We start from the raw sequence: 19,584 nt of genomic DNA, 5'->3' as shown, positions 1-19,584 counted from the left end.
CCACCCGCTGAAACAACTCCCACAACCCGTCCGGGACCAGCCGCTCCACGATCGTCATGCCTTAAGGTTACGAACCCAAATGAGACGACGTCTTAAGACGGCGCAGCACGCATGTCCTGCCCCGACCAAGCTGGGAGACCACGTGACGTCCAAGTCCTCCGCGAGCGGCGAGCTGAAGGAGACCATCGGCCACTACATGAACGCCGTCGCCGAAGCGCTCCTGCGTGACGGCGTACCCGTCAAGTACGCGCGGGCCTCGACGGATACACGAGCTGCGGCGGATGACGCCACTATCGCGACGGACGTCGACGGAGACATCGGGTTCAACATCAGCTTCGAGCTCTGTTCAAGATCAATCTCAGCGCCAACCACGGTTCGATTGATCCCCGACGCCCGACTCTTCACCAGGGCGCCGGGGCAACGCCGGCGTGGAGTCGGCTTGTAGGTTGATCACTTGCGTCGCTTCGGTGTTCGGGCTGCTCGATGGCGGTGCGAAAAAAGATTCCGAAGAAAGTCGTCGTCGGATGTCGAGGACCCACCTCCCGCTCCGACTGAGGGGTGACAGCGCGCCGACGGGGCGTGCGAAATGGGGAGGACACCCGAGATGAAGTACGTCGCGATGATCTATGGCAACCAGGCCAAGTGGGACTCCTTCCCGGCCGAGGCGTGGCCGGAGGCGATCGCCAAGCAGGAGGCGTTCAACAAGAAGTACCGCGAGAGCGGTGAACTGCTGGGCGCCTACGGCCTCGCGGATGCGGCCAACGCCCAGCTCGTGCGCCGCGAGGACGGCGTGCCGGCGGTCACCGACGGCCCGTACCTGGAGACCAAGGAGTACATCGCCAGCTTCTACTTGCTGGACTGCGACAGCCTGGAGCGGGCGCAGGAGATCGCCGCGGACATGCCGTTCGCCGACGTGGAGCCGGTCGAACTGTGGCCCGTCCTGCACGAGTCCGCAGCGGACGCGTGACCGCCGAGCACCACGCCGCCGAGGACCTGCTGCGCGAGCTGGCGCCGCAGGTCCTCGGCGCGCTCGTACGCCGCTACGGCGTCTTCGACGCGTGCGAGGACGCGGTTCAGGAAGCACTGCTGGCCGCCGCCCTGCAATGGCCCGAAGCCGGTGTCCCGGACAACCCCCGCGGCTGGCTCGTCACCGTCGCCTCCCGCAAGCTGGTCGACCAGATCCGCAGCGACAGCGCCCGCCGACGCCGCGAGGATGCCCTCACCCTGGCCACTCCACAGGCCGCACTGCTCAGCCACGCCGCCGACGCCGTACCCGACACGGACCGGGACGACTCGCTGGCCCTGCTGTTCCTGTGCTGCCACCCCGCACTGTCACCGGCCAGCCGGATCGCGCTGACCCTGCGCGCGGTCGGCGGCCTGACCACCGCGCAGATCGCCGCGGCCTTCCTGGTCCCCGAGACGACCATGGCCCAGCGCATCAGCCGCGCCAAGCAGACACTCAAGGCGTCCGGCACCTCCCTGGCCGTGCCCGAGGAGACCGACCTCACCGAGCGGCTGGCCGAGGTGCGGCACGTGCTCTACCTCGTGTTCAACGAGGGGTACAGCACTACCGGCGGTACCGACGGCACCGGCCTGACCGCGCCGGAACTGTCTGACGAGGCGATCCGGCTCACTCGGCTGCTGCACCGTTTGGTACCCGACGACACCGAGACCGCGGGTCTTCTCGCACTGATGCTGCTCACCGACGCACGCCGCCCCGCCCGCACCGGAGCGTCCGGGGAATTGGTGCCGCTGGCGGAACAGGACCGCAGCCGGTGGGACCGCCGTGCCATCGCAGAAGGGGTCGACCTGATCAGCCGGACCCTGCCGCTCGGCCGGGTCGGCCCGTATCAACTGCAGGCCGCCATCGCGGCCGTGCACGACGAGGCCGAGGACACCGGCGCCACCGACTGGCCCCAGATCCTCGCCCTGTACGAGATTCTGGAACAGTTCGGGCCGAACCCGATGGTCACCCTCAACCGCGCGGTAGCCGTCGCCATGGTCCACGGCCCGGCCGCCGGACTCGATCTGGTCACCGCACTGGAGACCGACAACCGCACGGCCCGCCACCACCGCCTGCTCGCCACCCGCGCCCACCTCCTCGAGCTCCTCGGCGAACACGAGGCCGCGGCGGCCTCCTACCGCGAAGCCGCCCGCCGTACCACCAGCGCCCCCGAACGCCGCCACCTCACCGCCCGGGCCCACCGTCTGGGGGCCCGCGCGTGACGCGCCGAGGCCGGGGCGCTGCTCCTCTTGAGGCCGTCCGGCCGCCTGTCGTCAAAAGATCGTTTGACGACACCTTCTCAGGTGAAGGCAATGGCCGCTCCGGTCGAGATCGAGAGTTTCGCAGCGTGGAGGAGTTGCGGGCACACATAGGACTCGACGCCATATCGCTGCCACCCCTCGGTGGCTGGTTTCTCGGCATCGGCGGCCCCGAAGATCTCTTCGGAATGCGGGTCGAGGTCTTCCGGAAGGCCGAGGGCTTCAGCGAGTCGACGGGCTTCCTCCAGCAGACGCACCGAAGATCCCAGGTAGCCGCCCCGTGCCTTTTTGCCCACGATGACCTGGGCGAAGTCGGCGGGGACCGTAGTAGCCCTCGCAGTCCGAATGGTGGACCAGATGGTCGAACGGTCCAGGGGGATCACTCGGGGGAGTCTCGTAGACCTTGTCCAGGAGCGGGTCGTCGGTCGCCCGCTACCGGTCGCCATGATCACCGGTTTGGCGTTGATCGCTGTACCGGCCGTTTCCCGAGGCCTCAACCGCGCGTTCAACCGTGGGAGCAGGGGGTCCCGTGCTCGCCGGGGTGATCCGTCTTCCGAGCGGGATGTGAAGTCCCTTCGAAGCGGAGGGGTGAACTTTACGGAACAGACCAGGCTCCTCAGCCCAGTGCGAGGGGGCGTGGGGGCCGCGTCGTCCCGCGCGTTCCGTACGGTGCTCGGCCACCCCTTGGCCGTTGGTGGAGGTGGACTGGTCTGTTCCGTAAAGTTCATGGCATCGTGGAGTCATGAAGGAACGGAAGAAACCGGCCCCTCGCACGAGCCATCCTCGCAGTTTCTAGAGTGACGGGATGACCAGCTCCATCCGGACCCCGGACCCCTACACCGTCCTGCACGGCTGGCTGTCCGGAGCATACGTGCGCCCCGACGGCCAGGAGGTCCGCGGCCGCGCCTGGGACGACGACACCCGCTACCGCTACGGCCTGCTCCTCGCCGGGATCGACGCCCCGCCCGGATGGCGCCAGGACTGGTTCGGCCACATCGGCGACCTCGTCTGGCACTTCAGTCCCCGGGACATCCAGAACTGGGCGGCCCGGCTGACCAACCTGGACGGCACCCCGATGGCCGCCGCCTCACGCGGCCGCGCCGTCTCCGCCGTCCGCTCCTTCTACACCCACTGCACCGAGGACCTCGGAGCCGCCCGCTGGAATCTGCCGCCCCGGCGCACACTGGCCGGACCCACCCCGCCGGCCCCGCGCGAACAGCTCACCCGCTTCCAGACCGACGCCCTGCGCACCGCCGCCGACCGCTACCGCGGCCCCCACGCCGAACGCGCCCGGCTCGCCGTCTACATGACCCTCGCAGGCCTGCGCCCGGGCCAGTCCATCGCCGTCCTCCTCCAGCACATCCAACGCCACAACGCCGCCGGCCCCACCTGGCGCCTCCCCGCGAAGAACAACAGCGCCTCCGCCGTCACCCGCCTCCAGCCCGTCCCCCGCCCCGTGGTGTGGGCACTGGACGAATACCTGCCGGTCCGCACCCACAAAGCACCGCACTCCACCGAGACGACCGGCCCCCTGCTGCTCTCCCGCACCGGACGCGGACTGGACCGGGTCACCTTCCCCCGGCTGCTGCGCGAGATCGCCGCCACCCACCCCGACCTGCAGGAGATCGCCCCCTCCCTCCTGCCGGACGTCGTCGCGCACTCACCGAACCCGTTCGCCGACGAGACGGACACCAGCGGGCTTCCCTCCTGAGGAACGCGCACCGGCCGCGCCACGAGCGGCAGATGAAGCACCGCCGCGCCGGCTCGTCGACCGGAGCGGAGTTCGCTCCTGCGGCGCATCACTGCCTCGACGGGATTCTCGCCGAGGACGCCGACGGCGCCGAGCGCGCGGCACGGCGAAGGCGGTGCCCCCGGGGGGAAGGGGGCACCGCCTTCGGGTGATGCGGCCGCGCGGTCAGGCGGCCGCGGTCCGTGTGGTGCCGTCCGCCGCGTGCTCCGCCTCGAAGCGCTGGGCGAGCTGGGCGCGGCGCAGCTTTCCGATGCCGGTCTTGGGGACGTCCTCGCGGGCCACCGGCACCACGTGGCGGACCCGGACGCCGAGGGTGTCCAGGACGTGGGCGCGCACGGCGTCGAGCTGACCGTCGTCGGCGGTCCCGGTGCGCGGGTGGAAGAACACCGCGATCGCCTCGCCGCCGCCGTCGGCCGTCACGGCGCCGGCCACGGTGTAGGTGGGTTCGACGAAGTCGAGCTCCTCCACCACTGCCTCGATCTCGTGGCCGTGGTAGATCGTGCCGCCGACGGCCAGTACGTCGTCGGCCCGTCCGGTGACGGTGAGGATGCCGTCCCGGACGTAGGCGAGGTCGCCCGTCCTGAACCAGCCGTCGTCGGTGAAGGAGCGGCGGTTGTGCTCGGGGTTGTCGTGGTAGCCGGAGGTCACGCTGGCTCCGGTGACGTGGAGGTAGCCGGTGGTGCCCACGGGGACGGGCCGGTCGTGCTCGTCGACCACGCGTACCGAGGTGCCCGGCTGCGGGCGGCCCACCGGGACGTAGCGCTCCTCGCCCGTGGCCACGGCGGTGAACTGGCAGTCGGCCACCCCGGCGGAGGTCTCCGACATGCCCCAGCCGGGGTACATGGCGGTCTGCGGCAGCCCGAAGGGGCTGAGCAGTCCGAGGAAGGTGCGCACCACCGAACTGTGCACCGCTTCCCCGCCGTTCATGATGTACCGCAGGCAGCTCAGGTCCCAGTCCCGGCCGGCCAGCTGCTCGGCCCGGTCGTTGATCAGGCCGAAGGCGAAGTTGGGTGCCCAGGTGGTGTCCGCGCGGTGCCGGTCGATCGAGGCGAGCCAGCGCAGCGGGTCCGCGGTGATCCACTCGGTGCGGGCGTGGACCTGGTGGCAGCCCAGGTAGACGTCGCGGGCGTGGAACATCACCAGGCCGCCGACGTGGTCCAGCGGCATCCAGTTGAACGTCCGCGTCCGCGGGCCGAGTCCGTTGACCAGGGCGGTCGCGGCGCTGCGGCTGAGGATGTTGCGGTGGGTGAGGGTGACGGCCTTGGGCACGCCGGTGCTGCCGGAGGTGAGCAGCAGGGCGGCCGGGTCGTCGGGTGCGGCGCGGTGGTGGGCGTGGTCCGGTTCGTGGGCGAGCAGGTTGTCGACCCGGCCCAGGTGTGCGCCGTCCCAGTGCGGGTCGGTGGCCGTCTCCGGTGCGATGCGCACCGCCGGTCCGGTGATCACGCGTGGCCTGCCGTACCCGGTCCAGACCCGGTGCAGCAGGCCGGGGGCCGCTTCGCGCTGGGCCGGGCTGCTGCCCGCGGCGACCGGCATGGGGACGAAGCCGCCGAGGAGGCAGCCCCAGAAGGCGGTGAGCAGCAGTGGGTCCTGGTCGATCTGGAGGATCACCTTCTCGCCGGGCCGGCCTCCGCAGGCGCGCAGGGCGGCGAGGATCCGGGAGGCATCGTCGAGCAGTTGCCGGTAGCCGGTGCTGGTCTCGGATCCGTCGTGGGCCACGAAGACCAGCGACGGTGAGGTTTCCGCCGCGGCGGCCCTGGTCAGGGCTTCGGGCAGGGTGTCCAGGTCGAGTTCGGGGGCGGGTCCGCCCTCGAGGACGGACAGGGGGGTGGGTGTCATGCCGGGTTTGCCTCCGTTGTCGTGGCCACAATGACCAGCGGGCCGCGTCCGTGCCCGGGGGCGGGCTCCTTGTGGAACCCTCCGTACTCGGCCGTGACGGCCAGCCCCGCGTCGGCCAGCAGTTCCCGTACCTCGGGGCCGGTGAGCACCGCCTGGTCGAAGAAGTTGTCGTACAGGGACACGCGGCCGTCGCTTTCGCGGACCAGGAGGGTTTCCTCGTTGCGCCAGTTGGCGGCGTGCGCGTTGATCGACTGGCGGGCGAGCCGCGTGATGAGCACACCGTCGTCGCCGCGGTGGTGGGCGACGGTGTGCGGCTGGTAGCTGTCGACGAAGTTCAGGAGGTGTCCGAACTCCAGGACGACGTGTCCTCCGGGCCGCAGCCAGGAGCGGACGTTGGCCAGGACGGGGCGCAGCTCGGCCCTGGGCAGGTAGTTCAGGGTCATGAAGAGGCTGCAGACGAGGTCGAACCGCTCGTCGGTGGTGAATTCCTCGATGCGGCCGTGGACGAACCGGGTCTCCTCGCCGGCGCGTTCCCGGGCGTATGCGGTGAAGGCGGCGCTCTGGTCGACCCCGACGCCGGTGTACCCACGGGTGGTCAGGTCCCTGAGGGTGGTGCCCGTGCCGCTTCCCAGGTCGAGTACGCGTCCGCCGTCGGGGAGGTAGGAGGCGAGGAAGTCGGTTTCGGCGGTGAGCCTGCGGAAGTCCTTGCGCATGATCTCGTAGTAGGTGCCCGGGAATTCGAAGCTGCTCACGGAGCTGCCCTCCTGCGGTCGGGTCCAGGGGTCGGCCGGGTGGGCGTCGCGCCGCCGTTCCCGGTGGTCGTGTCGTTGCCGGTCGCCGGTTGCCGTGCCTTGCGGTAGTCGCGGGGGCTGATTCCGTAGCGGTCCCGGAAGAGGCGGCTGAAGTGCGAGGCCCCGTACAGGCCCGAGCGTTCGCCTATGACCGCGACGGGCAGGTGGTCGTAGCGGGGGTCGGAGAGTTCGGCGCGGCAGCGTTCCAGCCGTTCGTCGCGGATCCAGCGTGCGGGGCTGGTGCCGTACTGCTGGAAGAGGCGTTGCAGGTAGCGCAGCGAGATGTTGTGCCGGCGGGCGACCAGTGCGGGGCCGAGTGCCGGTTCGGCCAGGCGTTCGCGGATGAACGCCTTGATGTGCAGTAGTTGCGCGTGGCGGGCCACGTCGGGTGCGGTGGCGGTGACCTGCATCCGTTCGGCGAACAGTGCGGAGGCCAGGCCGGCGACGCTGCTGCCGAACAGGTCGAGTGCGGCCTGGATTTCGTCCGCGTGCTTGTCGAGTCCGGCGAGCAGCAGGGAGGCGAGGGCGGGCAGGCCCCGGGCTCCGCACCACGGGTCGACGGTGAGTGTCTCGGTCTCGCGGGAGGTGAGGCCGGTGAGGCGGTGGGGGAGCAGTACGTCCACCATGCGGAATCGTTCCGGCATGACGACTTTGAAGGGGCGTGTGGTGTCGAAGCAGACGAACTGCGGGGCGCGGGCCACTGCGTGCCGGCCGTCCTGGAAGACCCACAGTTGCCCGGACAGCGGGCGCAGCACCCTGACGAAGCCCTCGGCGGTGTCCGTGATCAGCCGGCCGGGGCGGATCAGTTCGAGGGGGTCGCCGGTGACCAGGCGTACCCGCACCTCGCCGAAGCTGTTGCGGGCGACGGTGCCGTGGAGTTCCTCGGAGTGGTCCCGGACGATCTGCACGCCGCCGTCCGGGCCGGCGGAGGGGGGTGTGTCGGCAGGGTGGTCGGTGAGGTGGCGGGTGTCAGACGATTCGGTGCGCAGCATCTTCTCACCTCCCCTCGAAGCGGTCGTCGCGTGGCTGAAGGGCCGGGTGTCCGGCACTCGTTCGGCCTCGCACAGCGAGCAAAACATACCTTCGTGCCGGTTTCCAATGCGGGATCGGAAGCTTCGATCGGTTCAACGACTGGAATCCGCCGGTCCGAATACCGCCGGCCGGCACGGGCCGCCCGGGCTCCGGGCGCGGACAGCGCGATCGGGTCAGCATCCGGGCGCGATCGCTCAACCCGCGCACGCGGCACGGTCCTAGCGTCGACGCGTCCGGCCGCCGGGCCCACCCACGCCGCGGTGGCAGCGAACGCCTCCGGAGGAGAGATGGACGTGACACTCAGGGTCGGGATCAACGGATTCGGCCGCATCGGCCGCAGCTTCTTCCGTGCCGCGCTGGAGCGGGGCGCGGACCTGCAGGTGGTCGGTGTCAACGACCTGACCGACGCCCGGACGCTGGCCCACCTGCTGACCTATGACAGCACGCTGGGCCCCATCGGGCAGGAGGTGGAGGCGCAGGACGGAAGGATCACCGTCGGCGGCCGGACCGTCCGGGTCAGCGCCGAGCGCGACCCGCGGAAACTGCCCTGGAAGGAGCTCGGCGTCGACGTCGTCCTGGAGTCGACCGGTGTGTTCACCGACGCGACGCGCGCGCGGGCGCACCTGGACGCCGGCGCCCGCAAGGTGATCATCAGCGCTCCCGCCCAGCACGAGGACCTCACCCTCGCCTACGGCATCAACCACGACGCGTACGACCCGGAGCGCCACCACGTCGTCTCCAACGCCTCGTGCACCACCAACTGCCTGGCGCCCCTGGCCAAGGTGATCGACGACGCGCTCGGCCTCGAGCACGGCATGATGACGACCGTCCACGCCTACACGCAGGACCAGAACCTGCAGGACGGGCCGCACCGCGATCTGCGCCGGGCCCGGGCCGCCGCGGTGAACACCATCCCCACCAGCACCGGCGCCGCCCGCGCCATCGGCCGGGTGCTGCCGCGACTGCAGGGGCGGCTCGACGGATACGCGCTGCGCGTGCCGGTCCCGAACGGCTCGGCCACCGACCTGACCGTCCGGGTGGGCCGCCCGACCACGGCCGAGGAGGTCAACGCGCTCTTCGCCGAGGCCGCCCGGGGCCCGCTCGCCGGCGTGCTGCGCTACACCGAGGCGCCGCTGGTGTCCTCCGACATCGTCACCGACCCCGCGTCCTGCATCTTCGACGCCGGCCTCACCAAGGTGATCGGCGACGGCAGGCAGGTCAAGGTCGTCGGCTGGTACGACAACGAATGGGGCTTCTCCCACCGTGTCGTGGACACGGCCCTGCTGCTCGGGTCCCGGCTGTGACCGGCCGTACGCGGCCGCGGGCGGAGCGGGACGGCCGGGTCCCGGTGGTCAAGTCCCCGTACCACGAGGGCGAGCAGGCGGTGCAGCGCCGCGCCCGGGAGGGGCACCCCGGCTGGGGGTCGCCGATGTTCGACGGTGTCATCCCGGCCGGCTTCGTGCCGTTCCTGCTGCGCCAGCGCATGCTGGTCGTGGGCGCCGTGGACCGGGACGGGGCGGTGTGGGCCTCGGCCCTGACGGGACCGGCCGGATTCGCCGAGCCCGTCGGCCCGTCCACCCTCGCCGTGGCCGCCGCTCCCGCGCCCGCCGACCCGCTCCACGGGGTCTTCGCACAGCGCCACGACATCGGCGTCCTGGCCCTCGAGCCGCAGACGGTGCGCCGCATCCGCGTCAACGGCACCGCGCGGCAGCAGGACGACGGCCTGGTGGTGCGCACCGAACAGGTGCTGGGCAACTGCCCCAAGTACCTGCAGAGGCGCCTGCCCGTCGCGGACGCGCCGCCGCGCACGCCCCGGGTGGTGGCCTCCGGAACCGGCCTCGGCGCGGACCAGCGGCGGCTGGTCGAGGAGGCGGACACCTTCTTCATCGCCAGCCACGCCCCCGGGCACGGCGCCGACGCCTCGCACCGCGGCGGTCAGCCGGGGTTCGTGACCGCGGCCGGGCCCCGCCGGCTGGTGTGGCCCGACTACGTCGGCAACTCCTTCTACATGACGCTGGGCAACCTCCAGCTCGACCCCGCGTGCGGTCTGCTGTTCTGGGACTGGGACCGCGGGAGCTTCCTGCACCTGACGGGCCGGGCCCGCGTCGACTGGGACGAGCGCCACCGCGCCGGCGTCCCGGGCGCACTGCGCATGGTGGAGTTCGACGTCGAACGCTTCGTGCAGGTCGATGACGCCACCGCGCTGCGCTGGGAGTTCGCGGCGGCCTCCCCCGTCAACCCACCCGCCCCCTTCCGGAACTGACGCGCCCTCGGGTGCCGGAACAGCAGGGCGCCCTCCTGCCGGGAACACGTCCCGGAAGGAGGGCGCCGTGGTGCGTCGCGGGCGGGTCAGACCCGCGCGGGCTCCGCCTCGCGCTCGGCACGCCGCCGCGCCGACCAGCGCACCGCCGCCACCAGCGTGAGCAGCATGGTGACCGCGGAGATGCCGGCGATGACGTACATGCCGTCGAGGTAGCTCGACAGCGACGCGGTGTCGCCCTCGCCCGTGGCGTGGTCGACGGACATGGTCGCGGTCACCAGGGCGAGCACCACCGCGGCGCCGACCTGGTAACCGGTCTGCAGAACGCCCGCCGCCAGGCCCTGCTCCTCGTCGGCGACGTCCGAGGTGGCCTGCACGTTGGCCGCCGGGAAGGAGAGCGGGAAGGCGATGCCGATCAGCAGGATCGTCGGCAGGATGCCCCACAGGTACGACGACGACTCGTCGATGCCCAGGAAGAGCAGGTAGGAGGCGGTGTACGCGGCGAACCCGGCGAAGATCAGCCAGGGGGCGCCGAAGCGGGAGACGAGCTTGCCGGCCCGCGGGGCGATGGTCATGATGAGCAGGCCGATGGGCAGGAAGCCGAGCGCCATCTCCATCGGGGACCAGCCGCGCAGCGACTGCAGGTACAGGCCGCCGATGAACTGGAAGCTCATGTACGTGCCGAGGATCGCGGCCGCCACCAGGCTCGCCCCCACCAGGCGGCGGTTCTTCAGCAGGCCCAGGCGCAGCAGCGGTTCGGCGGTGCGGCGCTCGATGGCGACGAAGGCGGCCAGCAGCAGCGCCGACGCGGCGAACAGGCCGAGGATGAGCCCGGAGGTCCAGCCGCGCAGCGGCGCCTCCACGATGGCGTAGACGAGCACCAGCATCGCGCCGGTGATGGTCGTGGCCCCGGCCACGTCGAGCTTCTTGCCGTCCTTGCCGCGCTTGGCGTCGCGGGGCACCAGGGCCAGGCCGCCGACGAGGATCGCCAGCGCCATCGGCACCGGCAGCAGGAAGGTCCAGCGCCAGCTCATCTGGGTCAGCATGCCGCCGACGATGACACCGGTGGAGTACCCGACGGCCCCGCAGGCGGTGTAGATGCCCAGGGCCCGGTTGCGCTGCGGTCCCTCGGCGAACGTGGTCACGATGATCGACAGGCCGGCGGGGGCGGTGAACGCCGCGCCGACACCCATCAGGAAGCGGGCGGCGATCAGCACCACGCCCTGGTCGGCGACGCCGCCGACCAGGGAACCGACACCGAAGACCGCGGCACCGGCCAGGAACACCCGGCGACGGCCCATGAGGTCGGCCATGCGGCCGCCGAGCAGCAGGAAGCCGCCGAATCCGAGGACGTAGGAGCTGACCACCCACTGCACCGCGGAGGTCGACATGCCCAGGTCGGACTGGATCGGCGGCACCGCGATGCCGACCATGACGTTGTCGAGCGCGTCCAGGAACATGGCGCCGCAGAGGACGACGAGCATCCCCCACATGCGCGGGCTCCACGACGCCGACTGCTCCGGCTGCGGAGGAGCGGCGGCCGCGGCCTGATCGTGTCGGTCTGCTTCAGGGGTGAGTTCAGTGGACGTGGCCATATACGGTCCTAAATCTTGACGGGTTGCGGCCTTGTACGAGGAGGGTCAGCCGAGGATTCCCAGGGGGAAGGGGGCCTGCGGGGTGCCGCCCAGCAGGTAGGCGCCCGCGGACTGCACGATCTGCTCCTGGGCGAGGATGTGCTGGCACATCGTGTGGGTGTCGCGGACCCAGCGGTCCAGCGGCGAGGTGCGGTAGATCGAGGAGGCGCCGACGAGGTCGGAGAGCCGGCCCACGACCGTGCGCGCGGTGCGGAAGGCGTTCACCCGGGCCAGCGCCGAGGCCACGCGCTCCTCCGGGGTGAGCGGGGTGCCGGTCGCGTAGCACTCCCACAGCCGCTCCAGCGAGCCGTAGACCGCGAACCGGGCGGCGGACAGCGCCATCTCGGCCTCGCCGATGACGGTCTGCACCCGGTAGGTGTCCTTCCAGGCCTGGCCGGTCCCCTTGTCGGTGCGCCCGGCGGCCAGTTCCCGTACGTGGTCCAGGGCGGCGCGGGCGACACCGAGCGGAACGCCCGGCACATTGCCGAGGATCGCGTCCGGCTCGGACAGCGGCCCCGAGGAACGCGGCCGGGTGAAGCTGAAGGAGTGCTCCTCCGGCACGAACAGGTCGGTGACCTGGTAGTCGCGGCTGCCGCTGCCGGTGAGCCCGGTGGTGTACCAGGTGTCGAGGATCTCGAACTCCTCGGTGCGGGCCATCATCACGCGCCAGTGCGTCGGCTCGCCGTTCGGGCCCTGCTCCGGCTTGCCGTCCTGGTGGACGAGGCAGCCGCCGACGAGCCAGTCGGAGTGGGTGACACCGCTGCCGAAGGGCCAGCGGCCGGTGACCCGGTAGCCGCCGGGAACCCGCTCGGCACGCCCCACGGGGAAGATCATGCCCGCCGTGATCGCGTCGGGGTTGGCCAGCATCTTCCGGGCCGCGGGCTCCTCCAGGTAGCCGGCGTAGATCCAGGTGTCCATGCCGATCATGGCGCACCAGCCGGCCGCCGAGTCGCCGTAGGACAGCGTCTCGATCACCTTGGTCTGCTCGGCGAAGGTGAGCTCGGGGCCGCCCCATGCCTTGGGCAGGGCCATGCGGAACACACCGGTTCCGCGTACGAGCTCGGCGACGTCCTCCGGCAGCCGGCGTGCGTTCTCGATGTCCGTGGAGCGCTCGCGCAGCACCGGGACGATCGCCTCCGCGCGCGCCTGGATCTCGTCCGCGGTCCCGAGCCCCAGGTCGGGGACCGCCGTGGTCTCCAGGCTCTCCGAAATGGTCACTTGACGTCCTCCATGCGTAGGGTCGCGATCCGACCGGCTCGGCGGGGGCACCGGCGCGGTGGCGTGCGGGCGGGGGCACCGCCCGGACGCGGTCGTGGTGGGCCGCCGGCAGGGTCCCGCGGCATCGTCAGCCACGCTAGGAAGCGGCGCGGGGGCGCAGTTGTCCATAGGCGCACGGGCACTGAGCAGTTCGCGTCCGCCCGGTGCGGGCGGGCCGGGGACGCCGGGCCGTACGACGCGGGCGGCCCTGTGTTCCGGTGCGGGGCGTGGCACGGTCGTCATCCCATCGCCGGAACGGTTCCCGCCGGGCCGGGCCGCGTCTCGTCGGGCCTGCCTCCCGGCAGCAGTTTCAGCTCCAGGGGGGCCGTCTGCTCGTCGAGCAGGGCCACCCGCACCAGTTCGGGCACCTGGAAGAGCAGGCCGTCCGCGTCGGGGTGCGGGTCGGCCACCACGAGGTAGTGGTCGACGAGGTCGCCGAGCAGCTGCTCGGCGAATCTGCGGTCGACGCCCATCAGCCGCTGCGCGCCGGCGAGGTCCACGGCGGTCCCGCCGGCCCGGCTCAGCCGCACCAGGGCCTGGCGCAGCGGGCCCGGCAGCCGGGCCAGGGCCCGTACCATCCAGGCCGTGGCGTCACAGGCACCGGTGCGCAGCTCCTCGCGGCGCACCGTCTCGTCCACGAGCCGCTCGGCGAAGTGGTCGACGGTCCACAGCCGCCGGGCGGCCAGTTTCTCCCCCGCCGCGCGCACGCCGAGCGGCAGGTTGCCGGTCAGGGCGACCACCCGGCGTACCGCCTCGGGTTCGCGGGCCGCGCGTTCCTCACCGATGAGCGAGGTCAGCAGGCGCGCGCCGTCCGCGGCGGGCAGCGGGCCGAGCTCCACGTGGGTGGCGCCCTCCAGGCCGGCCAGCCGGCTCCGGGCGGTCACCAGCACGGTGCTCCCCCCTCCGCCGGGCAGCAGGGGGCGTACCTGGTCGGCGGAGGCGGCGTCGTCCAGGACCAGGACGAAGGCACGGCCCGCGCCCCAGTTCCGGAACCGCCGGGAGAGTTCGTCCAGTGCGCCGGCGCCCGGTGCCGGGCGGACCGCCGGCGTGACCGTGCCGGCGATCTCGTCCAGCAGCGAGCGCAGGACGTCCGCCGGGTCGACGGGGGCGTCGGTGCGCCCGTCGTGCAGCCGGGCGTACAGCTGGCCGTCGGGGAACCGGTCCCGCAGTGTGTGCGCGACGCGCAGGGCCAGGGCCGTCTTGCCCGCGCCGGGGCCGCCGAGGAGGGTCACGACACGCGGCGAGGTACGCGGTTCGCCGTCGGGGGCGGCCAGGCCGGCCAGCCGCGTCAGCTCCTCGGTCCGGCCCACGAAGTCGATGGTGTCCGGGGGGAGCTGGGCCGGGGCCGTCGGCCGGGTCCGGTCCTGCGCGGGTGGTGCCGGGGGCTCGGCCGGCGCGTCGGCGGGCGGGTGGGGCAGGTGCAGGTCGGGTGACTCGTTGAGGATGTCCTGCTGGAGCCGCCGCAGCCGGTCGGAGGGTTCGATGCCCAGTTCGTCGACGAGGCTGCGGCGCAGCCGGCCGAAGGCGTCCAGCGCGGCGCGGCGCTGCCCGGAGCGGTGGGCGGCGAGCATCAGCTGGGCGGTGAACTCCTCGTGCAGGGGGTGGTGCGCGGTGAGTTCCCGCAGCTCCCCGAGCAGACTGCGGTGGTCGCCGAGCCGCAGGTCCGCCTCCACCCGCAGTTCCACCGCGCTCAGCCAGCCGTCCGCTATCTGCGGCAGCCGGGCGGACAGCAGCGGTCCGGCGTCGACACCGGCGAAGGCGTCGCCCCGCCACAGGCCGAGGGCCTCGCGGAGCAGGGCGGCGGCGCCCCGGGCGTCGTCCGACGCCAGCGCGGTGCGGGCGCGGTGGACATGCTCCTCGAAGTCCCACAGGTCGAGTTCGCCGGGTGCCAGCTTCAGCAGGTAGCCGTTGGGGCGGGTCTGCAGCCGTTCCCGCCCTGCCGGGCGGCGGTCGTCCCGCAGGGCGCGGCGCAGCTGGTAGATGTACGTCTGGACGGTCTTGCGGGCCAGGCGCGGCGGTTCGGTCTCCCACAGCTCGTCGATCAGGGTGAAGACCGGGACCGGCCGGTTCGCCTGCAGCAGCAGCACGGACATGACGCGCCGGGCCATCGGAGCCGTGGGGGTGCGGTCGCGGCCGTCGGCACGCACCTCCAGAGGCCCCAGGACACGGATCGACAGCTCTCCCGGCGCCTGGTCCGCACCGGTACCGGGCCTCTCGTCGCGTTTCACGGGTCGCCACCTCTTGTCTTACGTGGTTTGACGGCCGGGCTGTCCGGGTTCCGTACGGCCCCCACCATCAAAACATACCTGCAAGTCGGTTTGGTTCGGGCATCGGAAGTTTCCATGACTGACCGCCCGGCGCGGGGGGAACCGGCCGCCCGCCGTCCGGCGCGGTCGTCGTGCCCGGTGCGCGAACGCGCGGGATCCCGGGCGTCTTTGGGTCAGCGCGGCGGCCGTCCGGCGCTTAGCGTCCTGGCGCCCGCGGCCCGCGCCGACCACCTCGTGGAAAGACGACGATGACCACCTCGACCAGCCCCCGCCTGCGCGCCGACCTGACGGCACTGCCCCGCTACGTACCGGGGCGGGCCGCCGTCGGCGACCCCGAGTTCAAGCTGTCCTCCAACGAACTTCCCTTCGCGCCGCTTCCCTCGGTACGGGCCGCCGTCCGCGCGGAGCTGGAGGACCTGCACCGCTACCCGGACCCGGACAGCACCGAACTGGTCGGCGAGCTGGCCCGGCGGCTCGGCGTCCCCGCCGAGCACGTCGTGCCCGGCACGGGCTCGGTGGGCGTCGCCCACCACCTCGTACGGGCCGCCGCCGGCGAGGGCGACGAGGTGCTGTTCGCCTGGCGCTCGTTCGAGGTCTACCCGCTGCTGGCCTGGGCCGCCGGTGCCACGGCGGTGCGGGTCCCGCTGGCCGCGGAGCGGCACGACCTCCCGGCCATGGCCCGCGCCCTGACCCCGCGCACCCGGCTGGTCCTCCTGTGCAATCCCAACAACCCGACCGGGACCGCGCTGCACCGCGCTGAGCTGGAGGACTTCCTCGACCGGGTGCCGGCCGACGTCCTGGTCGTCCTGGACGAGGCCTACCGGGAGTTCGTGACCGACCCGGAGGTCCCGGACGGCGTCGAACTGCACCGCCACCGGCCGAACGTCGTCGTGCTGCGCACCTTCTCCAAGGCCTACGGCCTGGCCCGGCTGCGGGTCGGCTACGCGGTGGCGCACCCGCCCGTGGCCCGTGCCCTGCGCGCCTGCGCCGTCCCGTTCGGGGTGAGCGGCCCGGCCCAGGCCGCGGCGCTCGCCTCGCTGCGGGCCGGGCACGAACTGCACGCGCGCGTAGGAGCGGTGGTCACCGAGCGGCACCGGGTGGTCCACGCGCTGCGGGCGGCGGGCTGGGACGTGCCGGACTCCGAGGCGAACTTCGTCTGGCTGCGCACCGGTGCGCACACCGACGCGTTCACCGCGGCGTGCGAGGGGGCGGGGCTGATGGTACGGCCTTGTCCGGGCGACGGCGTGCGGGTCACGGTGGGGTCCCCGGCCGCCAACGACAGGTTCCTCAAGACCGCCACCGCATGGCGGGGACGGCCGGACGGGGCCTGACGACCCGGCTCCCGCCCGTGCCGGAGGCCCGGACGGGAGCCGCGGCCGCGAAATTCACCGGCCGGGGCCGGCCGGCGGGCCGAAGAGCCGGGCCAGCTCCTGGTGGAAACCGGGGAAGGTCTTCGAGACGCACCCGGGGTCGTCGAGCGTGATGCCGGGAACGCGCAGGGCCAGGACGGAGAACGCCATCGCGATGCGGTGGTCGCGGTGACACGCGATCGTCGTGCCCACGGGCGTTCCCGGATGCACCGTGAGGCGGTCGGGTCCTTCGTCGACGCGGATGCCGAGCGCGCGCAGGTTGCGCGCGACGGCCGCGATGCGGTCGGACTCCTTCAGCCGCGCGTGGGCGACGCCGGTGATGGTCACCGGCGCGTCGGCCAGCGGTGCGACGGCCGCCAGCGTCATGAAGGTGTCGGAGATCTCCCCCATGTCGACGGTGAATCCGCCGCGCAGTCCGCCCGTCCCGGCGACCTCGGCGGCGTCCTCGGTGAGCCGGACCCGGGCGCCCGCCAGCCGCAGCACGTCGGTGAAGGCGACGTCGCCCTGCAGACTGTCCCCGCCCAGGCCGGGCACGGTCACCGCGGTGCCGGTGACGGCGGCCGCGGCGAAGAAGTACGACGCGGTCGAGGCGTCCGGCTCGACGGCCAGGTCGACGGCCCGGTAGGCGCCGGGACGCACCAGCAGCCGCTCGCCGTCGCGGTGCGCCTGCGCGCCGAAGCGCCGCATCAGCTCCAGCGTCATCTCGACGTACGGGCTGCTCACCAGGTCCCGGACGACGACGGTGAGCGGCCCGCGGGCCAGGGGCGCCGACATCAGCAGCCCGGTCAGGTACTGGCTGCTGGTGGAGGAGTCCAGCTCCACCTCCCCGCCGGGCAGTCCGTCGGCCCGCACCAGCAGCGGCAGCCCGCCGGCCGGGCCGGACACGGTCTCCACGCCCAGGGAGCGCAGCGCGTCCACCAGGGGCCGCAACGGCCGGGCCCGCAGCTGGGCGGAGCCGTCGAAGAGGACGTCGCCCCGGCCCGCCGCGGCCAGCACCGGCAGGAACCGGGCGGCGGTCCCCGCGTCGGCGCACCACACGCTGATGGTGCCGCGCGGACCGCCGCCCAGGCCGGTCACCGTCCAGCCGCCGTCGTCGTCGGTGCGCACCGTGACGCCCAGGACGCTCAGCGCCTTCCGGAAGGCGACGGTGTCGTCGCTGACCAGCGGGGCGCGCAGCCGGCTGGTGCCGTGCGCGGCCGCGGCCAGCAGCAGCGCCCGGTTGGTGATGCTCTTGGACCCGGGGATCCGGGCCGTCAGCGGCCGTGTCAACGTGGTCACGCCGTCTCCTCGGTCGGGCCGCCGCGGCCGGCCGGCCGGGCCGGGACGGCGACGGCATGTCGCGGTGCGGGCAGGGAGGGGATCATCACGCGGCCTTCCGTCGTGTGCGGGCCAGGGCGGCGCGGACCGCCGCCGCCACCCGCTCGGGAGTGAGTCCGGCGTGCCGGTACAGGCTCCGGTAGGGCGCACGGGCACCGAACTCCTCGATGCCGACGACCTGTCCGGCACCGCTCAGCAGGGCGTACCAGCCCAGCGCGGCGCCGGCCTCGACGGAGACCCGCACGGGCGTGCCGGGGGGCAGGAGCGCGTCCCGGTACGCCGCGTCCTGTCGGGCGAACCGGTCCGGGTGCGGCAGGACCACCACCCGGGTGGCGATCGACTCGGCCTCGAGGACGGCGCGCGCCGCCAGCGCCACGGACTCGTCGCCCGCGGCGGCGACGAGCAGGGCGTCGGGGGGTTCGGCGGACGCCTCGGCGAGGACGTAGCCGCCGCGGTCCTCGCCGTACGTCCTCGGCGCCGTGCCCGTTCGGGAGTCCCGTGGAGGATGCGCTGCGGTCATCGTGCCTCTTCCGTCGGTCCGCCGGGATCTGTCGGTGTCCGTCGCGGCCCGCGGCTCAGCGGGCCGCGACGGCGAAGGTGCGGTGGGGGCGGTGTCCGGCCAGCGTCAGGGCCGTGTGGGCCGCCGAGGCGAGCGTGACGTGCCGGTGCCAGCCCGCGTACGAACGGCCCTCGAAGTCGTGCAGTCCGGTGCCGCTGCCCGCGACGGCCTCGTACCGGCTCACCCGTACGGGGGCCCCGGCCAGCCACAGCAGCGCGGCGGTGCCGTGGCCCGTCAGGTTGGTCAGCCAGTAGGAGGCGCTCTGGGGACGGAGCGGGTCCCGCTCCACCAGCAGGACGTGGGGCCGACGGGCGCGCCGGGTCGCGGGGGTGTGGCACGGGTGGCGCGCCACCTCGCGACGGGCTCCGAGGAGCCCGCTGCGGGCGTGGACGACCGCGGCCCCCTCGCCCGAGGCGGCCAGCTGGCGTGCCGTCACGAGCGCCGCGGTTCCGGAGCGGGACCGCGGCAGCACCCCCGGGCCGACGTGCTGGGAGCCCCGGATGCGCAGCAGGTACGGCAGCTCCAGGGCCGAGAGCGCGTCGACGACGCCGGTCACGTGCGAGCGGCGCGCGTCGAGGACCACCGGCGCCCGGCGCACCCCCCACCGCCCCGCGGTCTCCAGGACCATGTCGATGCCGCAGGAGGTGCTGCCGCCGCCGGTCGCGGTGGCCGGGATGCCGGACCGGGCGCGCCGCCGCGGGTCGTCCAGCCAGGCGGAGGAGAGGATCAGCCGCCAGTTGACGGGGAATCCCACGTTGCGGGTGACCAGCCACAGCCCGGCCGTCCTGCGGCCGTTGACGGTGCGTCCGGTGCGCGGGTCCACGATGGGGTCGACGCCGACACCGCCGGATCCGTGCCTGCCGGTCATGGTGGCCCGCACCACCCAGGCGGCGGGGCGCACGGCGTCGTCGACCAGGGCGGCCAGCGCCCGGCGGACCGGCCCCCAGTCCCAGGTGGAGTCGCTGACGAAGTGGTGCAGCCGCTGGAAGTCGGCCGGGCGGCCCGTGGACGCGGCGATGTTGCGCAGCGTCTTGCGCCCCTCGGCCGCCAGCAGGCCGCGCAGGTACAGCTCGCCGCTGCGCCGCTGGTCGCTGCGGGGCAGCGGGTCCAGGACCTCGCGGGCCAGCTCGGCGACCGGATCGAAGCCCGGGTCGAGGTCCGGCTCGGGAAGGAGGCCCGCGGGCGGGGGGACGTACCGGCGGGCACCGGACGGGGCGCCCGGCGGTGTCCTCGTGGCGACGGCGGTCAT

17 protein-coding genes are annotated in these 19,584 nt (G+C 73.1%); 7 read left to right on the top strand and 10 right to left on the bottom strand.

Annotated elements, in window-relative coordinates:
• Nucleotides 1-142: 142 nt before the first annotated feature.
• The 3 genes from ACH5AO_RS29675 to ACH5AO_RS29665 all read left to right on the top strand — a co-directional run bounded on the left by ACH5AO_RS29675 (nt 143) and on the right by ACH5AO_RS29665 (nt 2,226).
• The gene (locus ACH5AO_RS29675) at nt 143-445 is read left to right on the top strand and encodes a hypothetical protein (protein ID WP_398929969.1); all 303 of its coding nucleotides are present in this window, start codon (nt 143-145) and stop codon (nt 443-445) included.
• A gap of 159 nt (nt 446-604) precedes the next feature.
• Nucleotides 605-967 (top strand): YciI family protein, encoded by a 363-nt coding sequence (locus ACH5AO_RS29670; protein ID WP_398929967.1) that lies wholly within the window; start codon nt 605-607, stop codon nt 965-967.
• The gene (locus ACH5AO_RS29665) at nt 964-2,226 is read left to right on the top strand and encodes an RNA polymerase sigma factor (protein ID WP_398929965.1); all 1,263 of its coding nucleotides are present in this window, start codon (nt 964-966) and stop codon (nt 2,224-2,226) included. Before ACH5AO_RS29670 ends, ACH5AO_RS29665 begins: the two co-directional genes overlap by 4 nt.
• Nucleotides 2,227-2,303: 77 nt before the next feature.
• Here ACH5AO_RS29665 and ACH5AO_RS29660 read toward each other — a convergent pair whose 3' ends face one another.
• Nucleotides 2,304-2,645, bottom strand: coding sequence for a hypothetical protein (locus ACH5AO_RS29660; RefSeq protein ID WP_398929963.1), 342 nt, complete (start codon nt 2,643-2,645; stop codon nt 2,304-2,306).
• A gap of 422 nt (nt 2,646-3,067) precedes the next feature.
• Between ACH5AO_RS29660 and ACH5AO_RS29655 the strand changes: the two genes are divergently transcribed.
• The gene (locus ACH5AO_RS29655; RefSeq protein WP_398929961.1) at nt 3,068-3,973 is read left to right on the top strand and encodes a hypothetical protein; all 906 of its coding nucleotides are present in this window, start codon (nt 3,068-3,070) and stop codon (nt 3,971-3,973) included.
• 204 nt (nt 3,974-4,177) lie between these two features.
• On the opposite strand, the gene ACH5AO_RS29650 is transcribed toward ACH5AO_RS29655, so the two are convergent.
• The 3 genes from ACH5AO_RS29650 to ACH5AO_RS29640 are packed head-to-tail and all read right to left on the bottom strand — an operon-like array spanning nt 4,178 to nt 7,631.
• Nucleotides 4,178-5,848, bottom strand: coding sequence for an AMP-binding protein (locus ACH5AO_RS29650; protein ID WP_398929959.1), 1,671 nt, complete (start codon nt 5,846-5,848; stop codon nt 4,178-4,180).
• Nucleotides 5,845-6,600 (bottom strand): class I SAM-dependent methyltransferase, encoded by a 756-nt coding sequence (locus ACH5AO_RS29645; RefSeq protein WP_398929957.1) that lies wholly within the window; start codon nt 6,598-6,600, stop codon nt 5,845-5,847. Before ACH5AO_RS29645 ends, ACH5AO_RS29650 begins: the two co-directional genes overlap by 4 nt.
• Nucleotides 6,597-7,631 carry a helix-turn-helix domain-containing protein gene (locus ACH5AO_RS29640; protein WP_398929955.1) on the bottom strand — a complete coding sequence of 345 codons (1,035 nt, stop codon included), beginning with the start codon at nt 7,629-7,631 and terminating at the stop codon, nt 6,597-6,599. The genes ACH5AO_RS29645 and ACH5AO_RS29640 overlap by 4 nt, the downstream gene beginning before the upstream one ends.
• Nucleotides 7,632-7,964: 333 nt before the next feature.
• On the opposite strand from ACH5AO_RS29640, the gene gap reads away from it, so the two are divergent.
• The gene (gap, locus tag ACH5AO_RS29635; RefSeq protein ID WP_398929953.1) at nt 7,965-8,975 is read left to right on the top strand and encodes a type I glyceraldehyde-3-phosphate dehydrogenase; all 1,011 of its coding nucleotides are present in this window, start codon (nt 7,965-7,967) and stop codon (nt 8,973-8,975) included.
• Complete coding sequence (locus ACH5AO_RS29630) at nt 8,972-9,934, top strand: pyridoxamine 5'-phosphate oxidase family protein (protein WP_398929951.1); 963 nt, start codon at nt 8,972-8,974, stop codon at nt 9,932-9,934. Before gap ends, ACH5AO_RS29630 begins: the two co-directional genes overlap by 4 nt.
• Nucleotides 9,935-10,020: 86 nt before the next feature.
• Here the strand turns inward: ACH5AO_RS29630 and ACH5AO_RS29625 are convergent, their stop codons facing one another.
• The 3 genes from ACH5AO_RS29625 to ACH5AO_RS29615 form a co-directional block, all read right to left on the bottom strand.
• Complete coding sequence (locus ACH5AO_RS29625) at nt 10,021-11,526, bottom strand: MFS transporter (protein WP_398929949.1); 1,506 nt, start codon at nt 11,524-11,526, stop codon at nt 10,021-10,023.
• A gap of 45 nt (nt 11,527-11,571) precedes the next feature.
• On the bottom strand, nt 11,572-12,783 hold the full coding sequence (locus tag ACH5AO_RS29620; protein ID WP_398929947.1) for an acyl-CoA dehydrogenase family protein: 1,212 nt from the start codon (nt 12,781-12,783) through the stop codon (nt 11,572-11,574).
• Nucleotides 12,784-13,061: 278 nt separating this feature from the next.
• A complete protein-coding gene (locus ACH5AO_RS29615) occupies nt 13,062-15,050 on the bottom strand; it encodes a BTAD domain-containing putative transcriptional regulator (protein WP_398929945.1) in 1,989 nt (662 codons plus the stop codon).
• Nucleotides 15,051-15,337: 287 nt separating this feature from the next.
• Between ACH5AO_RS29615 and hisC the strand changes: the two genes are divergently transcribed.
• A complete protein-coding gene (gene hisC / locus ACH5AO_RS29610; protein ID WP_398929943.1) occupies nt 15,338-16,420 on the top strand; it encodes a histidinol-phosphate transaminase in 1,083 nt (360 codons plus the stop codon).
• A gap of 54 nt (nt 16,421-16,474) precedes the next feature.
• Here the strand turns inward: hisC and aroA are convergent, their stop codons facing one another.
• The 3 genes from aroA to ACH5AO_RS29595 all read right to left on the bottom strand — a co-directional run bounded on the left by aroA (nt 16,475) and on the right by ACH5AO_RS29595 (nt 19,584).
• Complete coding sequence (aroA, locus tag ACH5AO_RS29605; protein ID WP_398929941.1) at nt 16,475-17,737, bottom strand: 3-phosphoshikimate 1-carboxyvinyltransferase; 1,263 nt, start codon at nt 17,735-17,737, stop codon at nt 16,475-16,477.
• An 85-nt stretch (nt 17,738-17,822) separates the two neighbouring features.
• Nucleotides 17,823-18,296, bottom strand: a complete 474-nt coding sequence (locus ACH5AO_RS29600) for a transketolase-like TK C-terminal-containing protein (protein ID WP_398929939.1) — start codon at nt 18,294-18,296, stop codon at nt 17,823-17,825.
• Between the two features lie 55 nt (nt 18,297-18,351).
• The gene (locus tag ACH5AO_RS29595; protein WP_398929937.1) at nt 18,352-19,584 is read right to left on the bottom strand and encodes an IS701 family transposase; all 1,233 of its coding nucleotides are present in this window, start codon (nt 19,582-19,584) and stop codon (nt 18,352-18,354) included.

Source organism: Streptomyces sp. NPDC018964, assembly GCF_044390325.1.
GTDB lineage: Bacteria > Actinomycetota > Actinomycetes > Streptomycetales > Streptomycetaceae > Streptomyces.
Note: the sequence above shows the minus strand (reverse complement) of the source record. Positions and strands in the feature narration are given on the sequence as shown.